Source organism: Arenibacter antarcticus (genome assembly GCF_041320605.1).
Taxonomy (GTDB): domain Bacteria; phylum Bacteroidota; class Bacteroidia; order Flavobacteriales; family Flavobacteriaceae; genus Arenibacter; species Arenibacter antarcticus.
Genome location: NZ_CP166679.1, coordinates 4234688 through 4251446 on the forward strand (window position 1 = coordinate 4234688; position 16759 = coordinate 4251446).

20 protein-coding genes are annotated in these 16759 nt (G+C 38.6%); 18 read left to right on the top strand and 2 right to left on the bottom strand.

Annotation, left to right across the window (positions count from 1 at the left end; translation table 11 throughout):
- The first annotated feature begins 20 nt into the window (after positions 1 to 20).
- The 18 genes from KCTC52924_RS17385 to KCTC52924_RS17470 all read left to right on the top strand — a co-directional run bounded on the left by KCTC52924_RS17385 (position 21) and on the right by KCTC52924_RS17470 (position 15564).
- Entirely contained in the window at positions 21 to 530 is a 510-nt protein-coding gene (locus KCTC52924_RS17385) for a hypothetical protein (protein WP_251809386.1), read from the top strand.
- 33 nt (positions 531 to 563) lie between these two features.
- Positions 564 to 836 (top strand): hypothetical protein, encoded by a 273-nt coding sequence (locus tag KCTC52924_RS17390; protein ID WP_251809387.1) that lies wholly within the window; start codon positions 564 to 566, stop codon positions 834 to 836.
- 9 nt (positions 837 to 845) lie between these two features.
- Positions 846 to 1064 carry a heavy-metal-associated domain-containing protein gene (locus KCTC52924_RS17395; RefSeq protein ID WP_251809388.1) on the top strand — a complete coding sequence of 73 codons (219 nt, stop codon included), beginning with the start codon at positions 846 to 848 and terminating at the stop codon, positions 1062 to 1064.
- 27 nt (positions 1065 to 1091) lie between these two features.
- Entirely contained in the window at positions 1092 to 1310 is a 219-nt protein-coding gene (locus tag KCTC52924_RS17400) for an SHOCT domain-containing protein (RefSeq protein WP_370671483.1), read from the top strand.
- 38 nt (positions 1311 to 1348) lie between these two features.
- Positions 1349 to 1567 (top strand): SHOCT domain-containing protein, encoded by a 219-nt coding sequence (locus tag KCTC52924_RS17405; RefSeq protein ID WP_251809389.1) that lies wholly within the window; start codon positions 1349 to 1351, stop codon positions 1565 to 1567.
- Between the two features lie 15 nt (positions 1568 to 1582).
- Positions 1583 to 1864 (top strand): DUF5676 family membrane protein, encoded by a 282-nt coding sequence (locus tag KCTC52924_RS17410; RefSeq protein WP_251809390.1) that lies wholly within the window; start codon positions 1583 to 1585, stop codon positions 1862 to 1864.
- On the top strand, positions 1861 to 2874 hold the full coding sequence (locus KCTC52924_RS17415) for a type II glyceraldehyde-3-phosphate dehydrogenase (RefSeq protein WP_251809391.1): 1014 nt from the start codon (positions 1861 to 1863) through the stop codon (positions 2872 to 2874). The genes KCTC52924_RS17410 and KCTC52924_RS17415 overlap by 4 nt, the downstream gene beginning before the upstream one ends.
- 11 nt (positions 2875 to 2885) lie before the next feature.
- The gene (locus KCTC52924_RS17420; protein ID WP_251809392.1) at positions 2886 to 3947 is read left to right on the top strand and encodes a class I fructose-bisphosphate aldolase; all 1062 of its coding nucleotides are present in this window, start codon (positions 2886 to 2888) and stop codon (positions 3945 to 3947) included.
- A gap of 77 nt (positions 3948 to 4024) precedes the next feature.
- Complete coding sequence (locus KCTC52924_RS17425) at positions 4025 to 4855, top strand: universal stress protein (protein WP_251809393.1); 831 nt, start codon at positions 4025 to 4027, stop codon at positions 4853 to 4855.
- A 2-nt stretch (positions 4856 to 4857) separates the two neighbouring features.
- Positions 4858 to 5700: a restriction endonuclease gene (locus KCTC52924_RS17430; RefSeq protein ID WP_251809394.1), complete on the top strand. Its 843-nt coding sequence runs from the start codon at positions 4858 to 4860 to the stop codon at positions 5698 to 5700.
- A gap of 42 nt (positions 5701 to 5742) precedes the next feature.
- Positions 5743 to 5997, top strand: coding sequence for a hypothetical protein (locus tag KCTC52924_RS17435; RefSeq protein WP_251809395.1), 255 nt, complete (start codon positions 5743 to 5745; stop codon positions 5995 to 5997).
- Positions 5998 to 6151: 154 nt separating this feature from the next.
- Entirely contained in the window at positions 6152 to 7528 is a 1377-nt protein-coding gene (locus KCTC52924_RS17440) for an MBL fold metallo-hydrolase RNA specificity domain-containing protein (RefSeq protein ID WP_251809396.1), read from the top strand.
- Between the two features lie 29 nt (positions 7529 to 7557).
- Positions 7558 to 9060, top strand: a complete 1503-nt coding sequence (locus KCTC52924_RS17445; RefSeq protein ID WP_251809397.1) for a thymidine phosphorylase family protein — start codon at positions 7558 to 7560, stop codon at positions 9058 to 9060.
- Positions 9061 to 9070: 10 nt separating this feature from the next.
- Entirely contained in the window at positions 9071 to 9964 is an 894-nt protein-coding gene (locus tag KCTC52924_RS17450) for a ribose-phosphate pyrophosphokinase (RefSeq protein WP_251809398.1), read from the top strand.
- On the top strand, positions 9961 to 10611 hold the full coding sequence (locus tag KCTC52924_RS17455; protein ID WP_251809399.1) for a hypothetical protein: 651 nt from the start codon (positions 9961 to 9963) through the stop codon (positions 10609 to 10611). The genes KCTC52924_RS17450 and KCTC52924_RS17455 overlap by 4 nt, the downstream gene beginning before the upstream one ends.
- 4 nt (positions 10612 to 10615) lie before the next feature.
- Positions 10616 to 10759, top strand: coding sequence for a hypothetical protein (locus tag KCTC52924_RS17460; protein WP_251809400.1), 144 nt, complete (start codon positions 10616 to 10618; stop codon positions 10757 to 10759).
- Positions 10760 to 10974: 215 nt separating this feature from the next.
- A complete protein-coding gene (locus KCTC52924_RS17465) occupies positions 10975 to 13107 on the top strand; it encodes a copper-translocating P-type ATPase (RefSeq protein WP_370671551.1) in 2133 nt (710 codons plus the stop codon).
- A complete protein-coding gene (locus KCTC52924_RS17470) occupies positions 13108 to 15564 on the top strand; it encodes an MFS transporter (protein WP_251809401.1) in 2457 nt (818 codons plus the stop codon).
- 570 nt (positions 15565 to 16134) lie between these two features.
- Here KCTC52924_RS17470 and KCTC52924_RS17475 read toward each other — a convergent pair.
- Complete coding sequence (locus KCTC52924_RS17475; RefSeq protein ID WP_251809402.1) at positions 16135 to 16425, bottom strand: hypothetical protein; 291 nt, start codon at positions 16423 to 16425, stop codon at positions 16135 to 16137.
- A 2-nt stretch (positions 16426 to 16427) separates the two neighbouring features.
- On the bottom strand, positions 16428 to 16697 hold the full coding sequence (locus KCTC52924_RS17480; protein WP_251809403.1) for a helix-turn-helix domain-containing protein: 270 nt from the start codon (positions 16695 to 16697) through the stop codon (positions 16428 to 16430).
- Positions 16698 to 16759 lie beyond the last annotated feature (62 nt).

Here is a 16759-nt window from a genome sequence, read left to right on the forward strand (position 1 = left end):
ATTAACAAAAAATAAATATTATGAAAACACTAGTAATTATTTTATTAGCAATTGGGCTTTTAAGCTTAAATAGTTGCAAACAAGACACAGACATGCAGGCGATACTCCAAAATTCAGAGTCAAGAACAGAACTTTTTGGGGCGATAGCCAGTAACCACATTTACATGACGGAATTCATGGACAACATGCAAGATAACGACCATGCCATGCAGATGATACAGGGTAACCAAAAAATGATGGGTAATATGATACAGAGTGGCGGAATGCAAATGATGATGAAAGATAGCATGATGACGAAAAACATGATGCAGTCCATCATGAAAGATGGAAAGATGATGGGCAATATGATGCAAATGATGCACGACAAGGGCATGATGAGCGAAGACTGTATGGAGTCGTGCAAGAAGATGATGGGTGACAAAGGAATGGACATGAAAGGAATGGGCATGATCGAAGAAAATGAATTAGATACCAAAGAACTAGGCGAACTCGAATTGAGCAAAAGCCAAAGCCATGGGGATCATCATTAGAGAAGATAACATTTAACGCTAAAAACAATAATTATGAAAGGTCATTGGATATGGATGCTTATCGGTTGCGGTCTTCCGTTGCTATTAATTTTTTTCGCCCCAGCATTGGGCTTCACTGGATATAACGGGCTTTTTGGTTTCATCATATTAATGTTCGTGTTTCATCTATTAATGCCCCACGGATCACATGGTGGCCATGGTAGGCATAACAGTAGGGAGGATAATAATAAGCAACACGAACATGGTAAAGAAAAACCGCTGGCAGCAGAAACTAAGGACGAGCATGAGGGGCATAGTCACCATTAAAATAAAAAAATGACGAAACATACATATAGAATAAACGGAATAAGCTGTGGTGGATGTGTAACACGGGTCAAAAAAACCTTGGAAGCACACCCGGACATTGAGAAAGCAGAAATCTTTTTGAACCCTAAAGGCAAGACAATCATCAGTATGAAAGAGAAACTTTCGGTAAAGGAATTACAGAAGCAACTCAACCAAATTGAGGGCTATACAATTACAGAGATAATTTAAAATAGTAGTAACCTTAAAACAAAGAATATGTTCTATTACAATGGTTTTTTTTGGGGAATGCACCTTGTTTGGTGGTCAATTTGGTTAGTACTACTAGGCTGGGTCTTCTTTGCACCTACCAGTACGTCCTCCACTGAAACAAAGGAATACGATTCAGTTACAATGCTGAAAATCCGGTTTGCAAAGGGTGAGATTTCCAAGACGGAATATGAGCAATCGAAGAAGCTTTTAAAATCGGAAAAATAATTCATTAAAAATAAAAAATAATATTTAAAACTAAAACTATGCATTATTTAAGCGATCACTTTGGCGGTATGCACTTTGTATGGTGGATCATTTGGTTCATCTTCTTAACATGGATATTTTTTGTTCCATATGACATCCCTTACCAAAAATCAAAAAATGAAGACCCGCTCGTAATTCTCAAAAAAAGATTTGCTAAAGGGGAGATTACCAAAGAGGAATATGAAGATTCCAAGAAAACCTTAGAATCAATTAATTAACAAACATTAAAAATCATGAATCGTATCAACGTAAAAAAATTCGGATTTGCTTTTGGCCTAACAGGTGCCTTAATTTATCTAGGCTGTATGATTGTAATGACTACAACCGGTCAAGCGGGTACAATATTATTTTTCAACAGCCTATTACACGGGTTGGATGCTACCAGTATTATAAGAATGGATGTACCGATATTGGAAGCATTCTTTGGAATTATTCAAACTTTCATCCTAGGGTGGCTTATTGGGGCTTGTATAGCGGCCTTTTACAACGTACAAATTAAAACCAAAAGAACATGAAAAATATAGCAATTATAGGATATGGCGTCATTGGAAAAAGGGTGGCCGATGCCATTAATCTACAAGACGACATGAAGCTTGAGGGAGTGTGCGATGTCATTAGCGATTGGCGCATACAGAACGCCGTACGAAAAGAGTATAATATTTATGCGGCAACCGCCGAAGCTGAAATAGAAATGAATGCTTCCGGTATTTCGGTAAAGGGTAATATGAAGGATCTTTTGGATAAAGTGGACCTTGTGGTCGATTGTACCCCAAAAAAAATAGCGGCTCAAAATGTAAAAATCTATAAGGAAAAAGGCATCAAATTTATTGTCCAAGGAGGCGAAAAACACGAAACCACTGGTCATTCCTTTAGTGCCGAAAATAATTATCAGTCGGCTATAAATATCGATGCTACAAGGGTTGTTTCCTGTAACACCACCTCCATCTTAAGAACATTGACTGCTTTAAAAAGGGCCGATTTATTGGATTATGCCAGAGGAACACTATTAAGAAGAGCTACAGATCCTTGGGAAAGCCATTTAGGTGGTATTATGAATACGATGGTTCCCGAAAAAGATATTCCGAGCCATCAAGGTCCTGATGCTAAAAGTGTTGATCCCGATTTAGATGTTATCACTACCGCAATAAAGGTACCTCAGACCTTAAGCCATATGCACTACTGGAACGTGAAATTGAAAAAACAGGCCACCAAGGAAGAAGTGCTTAATGCTTTTAAAACTTCTACACGGATTAAGTTAATTCATTATGACCAAGGTTTGGTTTCCAACAATACTATTAAAGAAATGTTCTTAGATATGGGAAGACCTTGGGGCGATATGTATGAAGTAGCTCTCTGGGAAGATATGCTGAAAGTGGTGGGCGATGAGCTTTTTTATGCTTATGTGGTAGATAACCAGGCGATTGTAATCCCAGAGACCATAGATGCCATTCGGGCACTTACCGGAATAGAAACCGATGCTCATAAGTCTATTTCTAAAACCAATGAAAGTTTAGGAATCCATTAAACGCTATTATTTTGAAAACAGATATAAACATTACAGAGTTATTAGGGGAAAAGGCATCCTATTATATAGATCACGTTTGTGAAAAAATAACGAAAGATGAATTGCATATCCCCAGCAATAACAGTCTTGAGAAAGTATTTGGCAATAGCAACAGAAATCCGCAAGTACTACGAAGCCTTTCACAATTGTATAACCACGGAAATCTAGGTGGTACCGGCTACTTGAGTATTCTACCCGTAGACCAAGGTATTGAGCATAGTGCCGCATTGTCCTTCTACAAGAACCCTGATTATTTTGATCCTGAGAATATTATAAAATTAGCCATTGGTGCTGGCTGTAACGGGGTGGCATCTACTTTTGGGGTTTTGGGCCTCCATGCCCGTAAATATGCTCATAAAATCCCGTTCATTGTCAAGATAAACCATAATGAACTCCTATCCTACCCCAATACCTATGACCAAACCTTGTTCGGAAAGGTTAGGGAAGCATGGAACATGGGTGCTGTCGCCATCGGGGCCACAATCTATTTTGGATCCAAGGAAAGCAAAAGACAGATAATGGAAATCGCGGCGGCATTTGCCGAAGCTCATAGCCTCGGAATGGCAACGATTTTGTGGTGTTACACCCGTAACGAGGCATTTAAAACTGCTAAAGAAGATTATCACTCAGCTGCCGATGTAACAGGGCAAGCCAACCACTTGGGGGTTACCATTCAAGCAGATATTATCAAACAGAAACTGCCAACAAACAATTTCGGATTTAAAAAAATAGGATTTGGAAAATATGATGATGACATGTATGAAACGCTTACCACAGACCATCCCATTGATCTATGCAGGTTACAGGTAGCCAATTGTTATATGGGAAAAATAGGATTGATCAATTCAGGAGGGGCCTCCAAAGGCGAATCGGATTTGACCGAAGCTGTGACAACTGCGGTCATCAATAAGCGCGCCGGAGGTTCTGGTCTGATTTTAGGGAGGAAGGCATTTCAAAAACCACTTAGTAAGGGAATAGAATTATTGCAAAGCGTGCAAAAGGTATATCTGGAAAATAATATTACGGTGGCCTAATTATAGGCCAAATTTAAGTTGACAAAAAAGAGCATAACAACTTATTTATAATATAAATAACTCGAAAACAATACATTATGAAAAATATTCTTGTACCTACGGATTTCTCTGACAATTGTAATAAAGCCGCTGATTTGGGTATTGAAATGGCCAAACTTTACGATGCGGAAATCCATTTCTTTCACTTAATACACACACCTGTAGACTGGGTGAAATTAGATAAACTGAAGGAAAAAAAGTATCCAGATACCTTGAAACAAATAGGTGCAGCCAAATCCAAATTGCGAGAATTGGAAAAAAAAGCGGAAAAGCATGGTCTTAAGTGCCAGACTTTTTTGGAGTATAAGGTCGAAATCCGCAATATTTTAAGACATTCTGGTCATTTCGATCATGATTTTATTATAACTGGGAGTAGTGGCACCAGAGGTATCGTACGCGAACTCCAAGGCAGCAATGTTGAAGAAATTGTGAGAAAGGCGGATGTCCCGGTAATTGTGGTCAAGGACCAAGAAATATCCTTTCCTTTCAAAGACATCGTTTTTGTTTCAGATTTTATTCAAGATGTGAGTGAAGCATTTAAACACGTTATTTCGATCGCTGAAAAATGTGGAGCGCATATCCATTTATTGAGGGTGAATACTCTGGCCGATTTCAACAGTATTGAACAAGGTTTAAACCCCATTAGGGAGTTCCTTAAAAAATTCCCTGAGTTGGATAGGTACTCAATGAATGTTTATAATGAGTCTTCCGTAGAAACAGGTATAAATAATTTCTTAGACTACAAGAATGCAGATTTGATCGCGATGTGTACTAGTGGACGTACAGGGTTTTTAAGCCTATTCTCAAAAAGTATCGCTGAAGGTGTAACCAATCATTCCGAATTACCGGTGATGACCATTAAAGTATAATTATGGATAAATCAGTTCTAATACAAAAATATTCCGGTGAGCACCAAGCTTTTGATGTAAACAAACTCATCAATTCCCTACGCCGCTCACGGGCGGATGAGGATATTGTTCAGGATATAGCCCGTAAGGTTCAAGAGCAGATTGAAGAAGGAATGACCACTAAAAAGATCTATCAATTGGCATTCAAGATGCTAAAGGCTAAATCGAGGGTAAGTGCTTCAAAGTACAAGCTCAAAAAAGCCTTGATGGAACTCGGCCCAACGGGTTTTCCTTTTGAAAAGTTGGTAGGCAAACTATTGGCGCACGAAGGGTTTGCAACAAAGGTTGGTGTTATTGTACAAGGCAATTGTGTGCAGCACGAAATAGATGTGATAGCCCTGAAGGATAATGATCATTATATGATTGAATGTAAATACCACAGTCATCAGGGTAGGTTTTGCAATGTAAAAACCCCCCTATATATCCAGTCCAGATTTTTGGATGTGGAAAAACAATGGGAGCAAAAAAAAGACCATGAATCTAAACTCCACAAAGGAGGTGTGTACACCAATACGCGGTTTACCACCGATGCCATACAATATGGCACCTGTGTTGGATTGTTATTGACAAGTTGGGATTACCCAAATGGAAATGGTCTTAAAGAGCGAATAGATAAGTCTGGCCTACACCCGTTAACTGCTTTAACAACTATGACCAATGCTGAAAAAACTAAGTTGTTAGACCAAGGCATTGTGCTCTGCAAAGAGCTTCACGAAAACCCTGCGTTATTGGAGCAGATAGGAATTGATAAAAAAAGACACGAAAAGATTTTAGAAGATTCAGAAGCCCTATGTAAAAGCACTTAAGGATTATGGTTATAAAAGTTTAACAATCTTAAATCAAAACTTATGAAAACAGATAAACCGCAAGAACAGAACAATATAGATCTAGAGCTATTTTACCAGGCATTGGAAGATAACCCAGAACTACTGGAAGATGCTTTTGAAACAATACTGGAGATGGTAAACTCCGAACCTAAATCCGCAAAGAAACTGGCCCTTCTTATCAAAGAAGACTTTCACGATCTGTACAAGGAAATAGCGGAGTTATGTACGTCGGACCAAGACAAAGGGAACACACCTGCCTGCTGCGGGGGACATTAATATTTGGCAACTGTGAAAGTGCGAACCCTAAAGCCGGTAAACAGGTGAATAAACACGAGTAATGGTTAAAAGGAAATAGTGATTCGTTATACAAGCAACAATAAGATTTTAGAAGATTCCTAAGAATTATTTACAACAAGTTCAAACCAAAAAAATGAAAAACAATAAAATAAGCATCCACTTTTTGGGAGCAGCAGGTACAGTAACAGGCTCAAAGTATCTAGTGGACACTGGAGATAGAAAGATACTGATAGACTGTGGACTTTTTCAAGGGTTAAAGGAATTACGTCTCAAAAATTGGGAATATCCGCCTGTGGAAGTTTCAGAAATTGATATGGTACTGCTTACCCACGGCCATTTGGATCATACAGGTTATCTGCCAAGATTGGTGAAATTAGGATTCAAAGGGCATATCTACGGTACCAATCCTACTTTGGACATTGCCAAGATCATTTTGAACGATAGTGCAAAAATACAGGAGCAAGATGCTGAACGTGCCAATAAAGAAGGTTATTCCAAACACAGTCCCGCAGAACCGCTTTACGATTTAAAGGATGTGGAAAAAACCATTCCATGTTTTAAAGGAATCCCCCAATCCCAATGGATTCCTTTGTTTGATGGTATCAGGGCACGTTTCCAATATAACGGCCATATTTTAGGCGCCACCTACATCGAGTTGGAGGTGCACGGAAAACGCTTTGTCTTTTCAGGAGATATTGGCAGGACCAATGATTTATTGCTTTATCCACCCCTGAAACCAAAAAAAGCAGATGTGCTTTTCATTGAATCTACTTATGGAGGAAGGTTTCATCCGGATGAAGTGGAAGCCATTCCACGTATTGAAAAATTGGTCAATGAAACCATTAATAGGGGCGGCAGCCTGTTTATCCCAAGTTTTTCAGTAGAACGTGCCCAACTAATGATGCTTATCTTCTGGAGATTACTGAAAGAAAAGAAAATTCCAAAAGTCCAGATGATAATGGATAGCCCTATGGGAGCCAATGTACTGGAACTGTTCCACCACACAAGGGATTGGCATAGGCTGAACGAGAATGAATGTGATGAAATGTGTTCGCACTTTACGGTGGTAAGCAGTTATCGGGAAACAATGGAATTACGAACTGATGATAAACCAAAAATAGTGATTGCAGGAAGTGGAATGCTTACCGGAGGAAGAATGCTCAACTATCTTGAAACACAGGCGCAAAACCCTAACAACACCTTACTATTCGTGGGTTATCAAGCGGAAGGAACGCGGGGCAGAAAATTGTTGGAGGGCGATAAGGAATTGAAAGTGTACGGAAAATGGGTGCCGTTCAAAATGCAAATGGCTGAAATTGAAGGTCTATCGGCCCACGCAGACCACGCTGAACTTATGGCTTGGATGAGCAAAATAAAAAATAAACCAGAGAGAATTTTTATTGTACACGGTGAGAAAGAAGGTGCGGAAGCCCTGCAAAAAGGAATAGTGGAAACTTATGGTTGGAATGCTGAAATCCCGCAGCTCTACAACATTGAAGGAATAGAATAGGTTTTGGAAATCTTGAAAATTGAAACATTATGGAACAACACTCAAACAATCTGAAATACAAGCATCTGGGCATTTATACCCAGAACGAAAACGTGGTCTATATGCATAAAGATTGCCACGCCTGTATTTCCGAAGGCTTTGAAGCCCTAACAAGAATAAGGATCTCAAATGCAAGCCATTCTATCGTGGCAAGCCTAAACGTTATAAATTCTGATATGCTGTTGCCCAACGAAATAGGACTATCCGATGCGGCAGCAAATAAACTGAACATTTCCCAAAATGAGACCCTGAATGTTTCACATTTGGAGCCAATTGAATCGTTAAGCCACGTCAGGGCCAAAATTTATAATCAAAAACTCGATTATAATGCTTATAGCCAAATTATTACCGATATCGTTGAAGGCGATTATTCCAACATACACCTTTCCGCATTTATAACCGCCTGTGCGGGTGAACGGATGGATATTGATGAAATATCAGCCCTTACCAAAGCAATGATCGCTTCGGGGAAGCAACTTAATTGGGACCAAGAAATCGTGGTGGATAAGCATTGTATTGGCGGATTGCCTGGAAATAGGACAACTCCATTAGTGGTTGCCATTGTTGCCGCTTATGGTCTAACGATGCCCAAAACATCGTCTCGAGCCATCACCTCACCCGCAGGTACCGCAGATACTATGGAAGTATTGACCAATGTTACGCTTTCTTTAGAGGAAATAAAGACCGTAGTAGAGAAAGAAGGCGGATGTTTTGTCTGGGGCGGTACAGCTCAATTAAGTCCTGCAGATGACGTACTTATAAAAATTGAAAAGGCTTTGGATATTGATAGCGAAGGACAGCTCATCGCTTCGGTACTATCTAAAAAAGCAGCGGCAGGATCCACACACGTCGTTATAGATATTCCCGTTGGAGAAACCGCCAAGGTACGCAGTACGGGAATTGCCCAAAAACTAAAAAGCCACCTGGAAACTGTGGGTAACGCAGTGGGGCTTATTGTGAAAGTCGTGATTACAGATGGTACCCAGCCCGTCGGAAGAGGTATTGGTCCAACATTAGAGGCCATTGATATATTAAAAGTTCTAAAAAATGAAGGAGATGCGCCAAATGACCTAAAAGAAAGGGCATTGTTTTTGGCTGGGGAACTATTGGAACTTTCTGGAAAAATCGGAAAAGGAAAAGGAACAGAAACCGCCAAAGAAGTACTTAAATCTGGCAAAGCTTATGAAAAATTTCTCGCCATATGCAAAGCTCAAGGTCGTTTTACACTACCTGTTTTAGCTCCCCATAAGGTTGAGATTAAAGCAGATAAGTCAGGCGTTATAAAGAGAATCGATAACAGGAAGATTGCAAAACTCGCCAAGCTTTCGGGTGCACCCCAATCAAAATCTGCAGGGATTTTATTAAATGTTCATTTAGGGGAGAAAATTGAAAATAACCAGTTACTATACACTCTATACGCAGAATCCAAAGGTGAACTAAACTATGCCTTGGATTATAAAAACAACCACAACGACATCATAACCATAATTTAAAAAGTAGACTATGAAAACTATATTATTCAGTCTTCCCGGAAATGAAGAACTCACAGAATTACTGGCAATAAAAATGGATGCGGAAATCGGGGAATGCACTATACGTAAATTTCCAGACGGGGAATCCTATACTCGCATCCTTTCCGATGTAAAAGGTAAATGTGTGGTTATGGTCTGTACCTTACACGAACCTGACAAGAAACTTTTACCACTTTATTTTTTAAGCCATACTGCCAAATCATTGGGAGCTATGTGTACGTGTTTGGTTGCACCCTATTTGGCATATATGCGTCAGGACAAAGTATTTAATAAAGGGGAAGGAGTAACTTCTGGTTTCTTCGGAAAATTGATTTCAGGTTTTGCTGACAGCATAACCACTGTTGATCCTCACTTACACAGAATAAGTTCTTTGGATGAAGTCTATCACATTCCCAATAAAGTAATTCACGCTGCAGATGCCATTTCGGGCTGGATAAAGGAACATATTGAAAACCCAGTACTTATAGGCCCCGATTCCGAAAGCGAACAATGGGTTTCCGAGGTTGCTAAAACTGCTAAAGCGCCATTTATGATATTGCAAAAAATACGCCACGGTGACCGTGACGTGGAGGTTTCGGTACCGGATGTGGAAAAATACAAAAACGCCACCCCTATATTGGTGGATGATATAATTTCCACGGCACAGACAATGATAGAAACTGTAAAGCATTTAAGAAAAATAGGTATGAAACCACCTATATGTGTTGGTATTCACGCTGTATTTTCCGGTAATGCTTATCAGGATTTACTAGATTCTGGAGTAGAAAAGATAGTCACTTGCAATACCATTCCTCATCCTTCAAACGGAATTGATTTAAGTGACATAATGGCAATGGAAGTTAAGAAATTGATGACCCATATATGAGAAAACAAGGAATCTTACTAATTTTTATTTTATTGAGCATCACAATGAATGGACAAACTGAAATGCTTATTGGGCAATTGTCCAATAGACTGGTGGTCCGGGAAAATTTTGATGAAGATGGCAATTTTCTGAACAGGCAAGCTTTTAAAGCGGGAAAGATTAAAGAATCCGATGGATATTATGAAATTGTTGTCGTGACCGAACTCTTTGATGAAAATGGTAACTCAACGGATAAATATAACACGATTTACAAATGTAAACCAGATGAATCTAGTATCATGGTAATGGTATTTCCGTTTTTCAACCCAAAATCAAAAGAAACCGAAATCAACACCACCTCTAATAATTTTAAAGAACTCTATGATTTGGAGAATCTAGAAGACATAGAACTTGAAATGAGCTTTGATTCGGGATTACTGAATTTTTTTGGTTCAAAGAGTGTTATAAAAATTTATCACCGAACATTAGAGTCTAGTACAGACAATAATGCCATTAAATCAAAAATCAATATAAAGGCATATGCGTTGGGAATACGTATAAAGCGACTCAACTATGCCGTTATCGAAAAACTAAATACTAAGGGCTTATTGACCTTTCAAAAATTCACCGAAGAAGACGGGAGCTATTTTACAATGACCTATAAATAAAAAAATGAAAAATTATGATCCCCTTTCAGAAGCCATAAACAATCTCCAACAAAGAGGATATACTTGTGATTTCAACTTAAAACCTGAATGCTTGGGATTTGCTTCGATAAAAATAGTGATCCGCCCCGTAGATTTTAAAAGCGGATAATACCTATCGATTTGAAGGAATGAGCAGTACTGATGATAATAGTGTTATATATACTATATCTTCAAAAGATGGAATTAGAAGATTTTTGGTAGATGCCCACAGAGTATATGCTGAGAATATCTCGGAAGAAATGCGAAAAGAATTACGTTAACCCTTAAATATAAAATATGGACAATAACAAAGATCACAAAGACAAAAAAATGGACAATACTAAGATGAATCACGATAAGGGTGATCATTTGAAGATGGATCATTCAAACCTGCCTGCCGGCAAGGCAGGAATGGACCATTCGAAAATAGAAGACCCAAAATCGGTTGACCATAGTAAGATGGACCACAGTAAAATGGATCATGGAGGCCATTCTGATCATAATCCAGGACACGGGAAAATGGGGCATGACCATCATGAAATGATGATCGCTGACTTTAGAAAACGGTTTTGGATAACGCTTGTACTCACTATCCCTATCCTGATCTTCTCACCGATGATTCAGGGATTTCTCGGGTATGAATTCCTGCTTCCTGGGAACCAGTATATCCTATTTGCACTTTCCTCGGTGGTCTATTTCTATGGTGGGTGGCCATTTTTAAAAGGAATTTGGTCTGAAGTCAAAGAAGGTGCCCCTGGAATGATGACGCTTATTGCTATGGCCATCACAGTCGCTTATGTATATAGTTCAGCAACGGTGTTTGGATTGGAAGGCATGGACTTCTTTTGGGAGCTCGCCACGCTAATAGCTATTATGCTTGTCGGTCACTGGATAGAAATGAGAAGTGTTTTAGGCGCTTCAAAAGCATTACAACTGCTAGTAAGCATGATGCCAGCCGAAGCACATCGGGTAAAGGGTGGTACCGTTGAAGTTATTGCACTGGAAGATTTATTAATTGATGACATCATTTTGATTAAGCCAGGAGAGCAAGTACCTGCCGATGGGATTATTGTAGACGGGTCAAGTTATTTGAACGAATCTATGCTCACCGGAGAATCGAAACCGGTAAAAAAAGAAATGAATGATAAAGTAATTGGAGGTTCGGTAAACGGCAATGGCAGCTTAAAGGTAAAAGTAGAGCATACGGGAAAAGACAGCTACCTTAACAAGGTTATCACCATGGTAGAGGAAGCCCAAAAGACCAAATCTAAAATGCAAAATCTTTCCGATAGAGCTGCAAAATGGTTGACTTATATGGCCTTGGCCATTGGTTTCGGAACACTGGCAGTCTGGTTGATTCTTGGGTTTCCATTTGTATATGCATTGGAAAGAATGGTTACCGTTATGGTCATTGCTTGTCCTCACGCATTAGGACTAGCCATACCTTTGGTTGTTGCAATTTCTACATCAGTATCTGCACAAAACGGATTGTTGATCCGTAATAGGACTGCCTTTGAAGAATCTCGTAAAATATCTGTACTGATTTTTGATAAGACGGGAACCCTTACCAAAGGGGATTTTGGGGTAACCCGTATTAAATCTGTAGATGAAAAATTTCCGAAAGAGGAAATATTACGGCTTGCTAGTGCATTGGAACAAAGCTCGGAACATCCTATTGCCACAGGAATCATTAAAAAAGTCAACGAAGATAAAATTACCATCCCAAAGCCTGAAAACTTTAATGCGATTACAGGTAAAGGCGTGGAGGCAAATGTAGAAGGTAAGCAGGTTAAAGTGGTTAGTCCTGGATATTTAAGGGATGAAAACATTTCCATTCCCGAAGATGCTTATAGTGATGCTGCTGAAACTGTTGTATTTGTTTTAATTGACGGACAGCTAGTTGGATATATTGCCCTAGCTGATGAAATAAGACCAGAATCTGCCGAAGCTATAAAAGTATTCAAAAAGAACAACATCAAAGTCTTTATGGCTACTGGTGATAACGAAAAAACAGCTAAAGCGGTAAGCGATAGTCTTGGTCTGGATGGATACTATGCTGAAGTATTACCGCATCAAAAGGTTGAACTAGTAGAAAAATTTCAGAACGAAGGAGAGTTTGTAGCTATGACGGGAGACGGGGTAAACGATGCACCTGCTTTGGCTCAGGCAAACGTTGGTATTGCCGTAGGTTCTGGTACAGACGTAGCTGCAGAAACAGCAGATATTATTCTCGTAAACAGTAATCCTCAAGATATTTCCAACTTGATTTTATTTGGTAAAGCGACCTACAAAAAAATGATTCAGAATCTAATCTGGGCAACAGGATATAACGTTGTAGCTATTCCATTAGCCGCTGGAGTTCTCTATTCTTATGGTTTTGTTTTAGGTCCAGCAGTGGGAGCTGTTTTAATGAGTTTGAGTACCATCGTAGTTGCTATCAATGCTCAATTATTGAAAAGGAAAATCGGTAAAAAGTAAATGAATAGAAAAGGAAAACTCAACAAGATTTTTTTAGTCTTGTTGAGTTTATTTATTGTGATGCTCGGGTACGGTATTTTATTGCCTACCCTCCCCTACTATACCGAAAAATTAGCTTTAAAAGGAAATCTGGACACAGATGTAATCAACTTCCATATCGGAATGTTAACCGGTGTTTATCCGCTGTTCCAGCTCTTATTTGTGATTGTTTGGGGAAAGCTATCCGATAAATATGGTCGCAAACCCCTAATTGTAATTGGTCTCATCGGGTTTGTAGTGATGAACTTGTTAACGGGTCTGGCCACTTCCCTCACGATGCTTTATATAGCCCGAATCATAGGGGGTATATTTACATCATCGGTCATTCCGGTCAGCAATGCTTATTTAAGTGATATCACTTCGGAAAAACGACGGACCAAGATAATGGCCTGGTCAGGGGTAGCAATAAGTTCGGGCCTTATTTTCGGCCCTGTTTTAGGAGGATTGCTATCACAAACCAACTTACACTTTAAATACTCTTTTTGGGTGTTTCATTTAGACCGTTTTGCGGTTCCATTTATTTTAGCAGCTCTTTTGGGATTTGTAGTATTACTGATAATCTTAAAATGGTTGAAGAATATTAAAATAGAAAGTCCTACTGTCTCAAAGGTGGTTAAATTCAGCTTTTCACTGAGTAAATATTTTATCGTTTTATTGCTTCTATCCTTTGTGATGCAGTTTGTGGTCACCCTATTTGAGACCGTGTTTTCAATTTATGGGAAGGATGAGTTGGGATTTACAAGCAACCAGGTGGGTATTGGTTTTATGCTTTGTGGTTCGGTAATGGCAGTTTTGCAACCTGTGTTCGCAACCTATGGTGAAAGAATACTGACCTCAAAGCAACAGATAACGCTGGGGTTGTTGATATCTGGAGTTGCGTTAATTGTGTTTCCTTTCGTAAGCAATGAGCTTTACGTTTATCTTACGATAGTAATTTTCGCGAGTGGGGGCGCCATGGTAACCCCAAATCTGCTTTCGGCAGTTTCATTGATCTCCAAGGAAAACACGGGCAGGAATATATCCATACAAAGTTCCACGAATAGTATCGGTCAAATTTTGGGTCCGGTATTAGGAACTTGGCTAATTGCAGGTGGTTTTTATTATCCATTTATAATTGCCGGATCAACCGTTTTGGGCGCTATGGGACTGGTTTATTTTTTGAAGCAACAAAATAAAGTGATCAATGGGGCTTTATTGGCCAATCAACAAAAAAAAACAGTAGCTATGGATCATAAATCTACAAGTAAAGGACCTAATAAAATGGCATTTCAAAATGTTGCCGACAATGTTAAATATGTTGAGTTGGTACATTCGGGAGAAGACTATTTTATGCGGTTAAAAAAATTAATAGATAATGCAGAAGATATAATCCATTTACAGACCTATATTTTTGAGAACGATGAAACTGGAAACCGTATAGCCTCCTCTTTAAAAGAAGCCGTACAACGAAATGTTAAGGTATTTGTCCTATTGGACGCCTACGGTAGTGCAGCATTGCCCGATCGTTTTGTACAGGATTTGGTGCAGCATGGTATTTTTATTCGTTTTTTCTCGCCTTTATTATCGTTGAACAATTTTTATATCGGCAGACGGATGCACCATAAAATTATAGTCATCGATGAAAAACTAGCTTTGATAGGTGGAATCAATATTGCCGATAAATATCGCGGAAACTTAGCCTCGGCACCTTGGTTGGACTATGCCGTTCAGTTGAACTGCCCGGCAGCCATGAATCTTCAAAAACTGTGTAGCGATTATTTTTTCAAAAAAGGAAACTCAAAAAAAATCCCGCCTGTCTTACATTCTGCCGGTACTGCACTTGTTGGTATTTTACAAAATGATTGGCTAAAGCGAAAAACAGAGGTCTGCGATTCCTATACGAATGCCATACTTCAGGCCGAACAGGAAATAATTATCGTAGGCTCGTATTTTTTACCAGGAAGCAGATTGGTAAAAGCACTGAAAAATGCCAGTGAAAGGGGAGTGAAAACAACAGTGATCCTAGCTAGCATTAGCGATGTGCCTTTGGTGCGTAAGGCAACCGAACATCTGTATTCGTATTTTCTAGGCCATCATATGAGAATCTATGAGTGGAACAAATCCGTAGTGCATGGCAAAGTGGCAATGGTTGATAATAAATGGTCCACTGTAGGCTCATTTAACCTGAACAGTCTTAGTTGCTATGGCAGTATTGAAATGAATGTAGAAGTTCACTCTGTCGAATTTGCCGAAAACCTTCGCGCTGACCTTGAAAAGGTTATAAACGAGTGTACCGAAGTGACATTAGTTGCACTAAAAAAAAGAGAAAATTTAATCAGTAGGTCTTCAAATTGGGTTTCCTATCAAATGGTACGGTCAACCATGTTTTTTCTTACCTTTCTTCCACATTTAAGGATTTTTAAAAATTACAGGTTTTAAGGTGTGGACAAATGGTTAAATATTATGCTGCCATAGTAGAATAATAGTTGTTTTAGGTAAAATAGGGGATGCCTATTTATTTCCCTTGAGCTACGGAGGTATTATAAGGAGTTATAAAAAATACAAATCTCTTTTAGGAAGGATGAACGGATATCTTAAATCTATTTCCAAGGAATCCTATATAGAAAAGAAATTCATGACTTATTCCAACCGTGACCTCACGAAGCTGCTCCGACCAACAAATTTATGAGAATACCCATAGAGATAATCAGTAAAGGATTTAATTATGATTCCCTAAGGATTACGGAAATATTTTACAAAAAAAGTTTTTATAAGATACTTTGGTTAAGACAAATTAGCTTATTGTTTTTTGAGCCTTTACTCAATGAAAAAATGAAAGGTTAGACACGAATAATTGAAACATGGTCAACTTCCTTGCTATTAGTTAAGAAATTAATCTACAGTATAATTATACAGAATTTTAGCAGGAAAGTAAAAATTACTGTTTACTTGAAGAATTGCTAATTGGTGTTAAAATGTCAGAACAAGACCATGTTAGGAAAAAACTTTTCAAATAGAATAATCAAACCCTGCGCCTTTGTCCTTTCCCTTACTTTTCCTAGAATTCATTTCTTTGTTGATAAACTCATTCCTTTGCTCACCGAGAGTTTTATCTTTAACATTTTCTTGTGTAATTTCCCTATTGTATTCTGCCATACCTGTCTGCATCGTGTGCATACGGCTATTACCTAATTCAATGTTTTTAAACATTGGAGACTTTAAATTCAGATCTTTAGCAAGTTCATAGCCGAGATTGAATGCTTCTTTATAGTCCTTATCAACTTTTAGATTTTCTTCCATAATTAAAAGGTTTCACGGGCATAATTTTCAATATATTCATTGATTGAGTCTCGATCATAAAGGATTATTTTCTTTTGGGGTTGAGAAAATCGAATCTTTCCCTCGTCTCTCAATTTTTGTAGGGTTGTAGTGGATTTTATCTTAACTATAGACATTGCCTCTTCTCCATCGATCCATTTAGCAGGCTTATCCTTTACTTTCCCCTCTATATGTTCAAGCACCTTATCAAATAAGGCGTAAAAAGCTTCTTCCTGTAGGCAAACGACTTGCATGGTTTCAATTAAATAGGTTGTTTATATTCTATAATATATAGAATATTTTATCGATTTTCTAA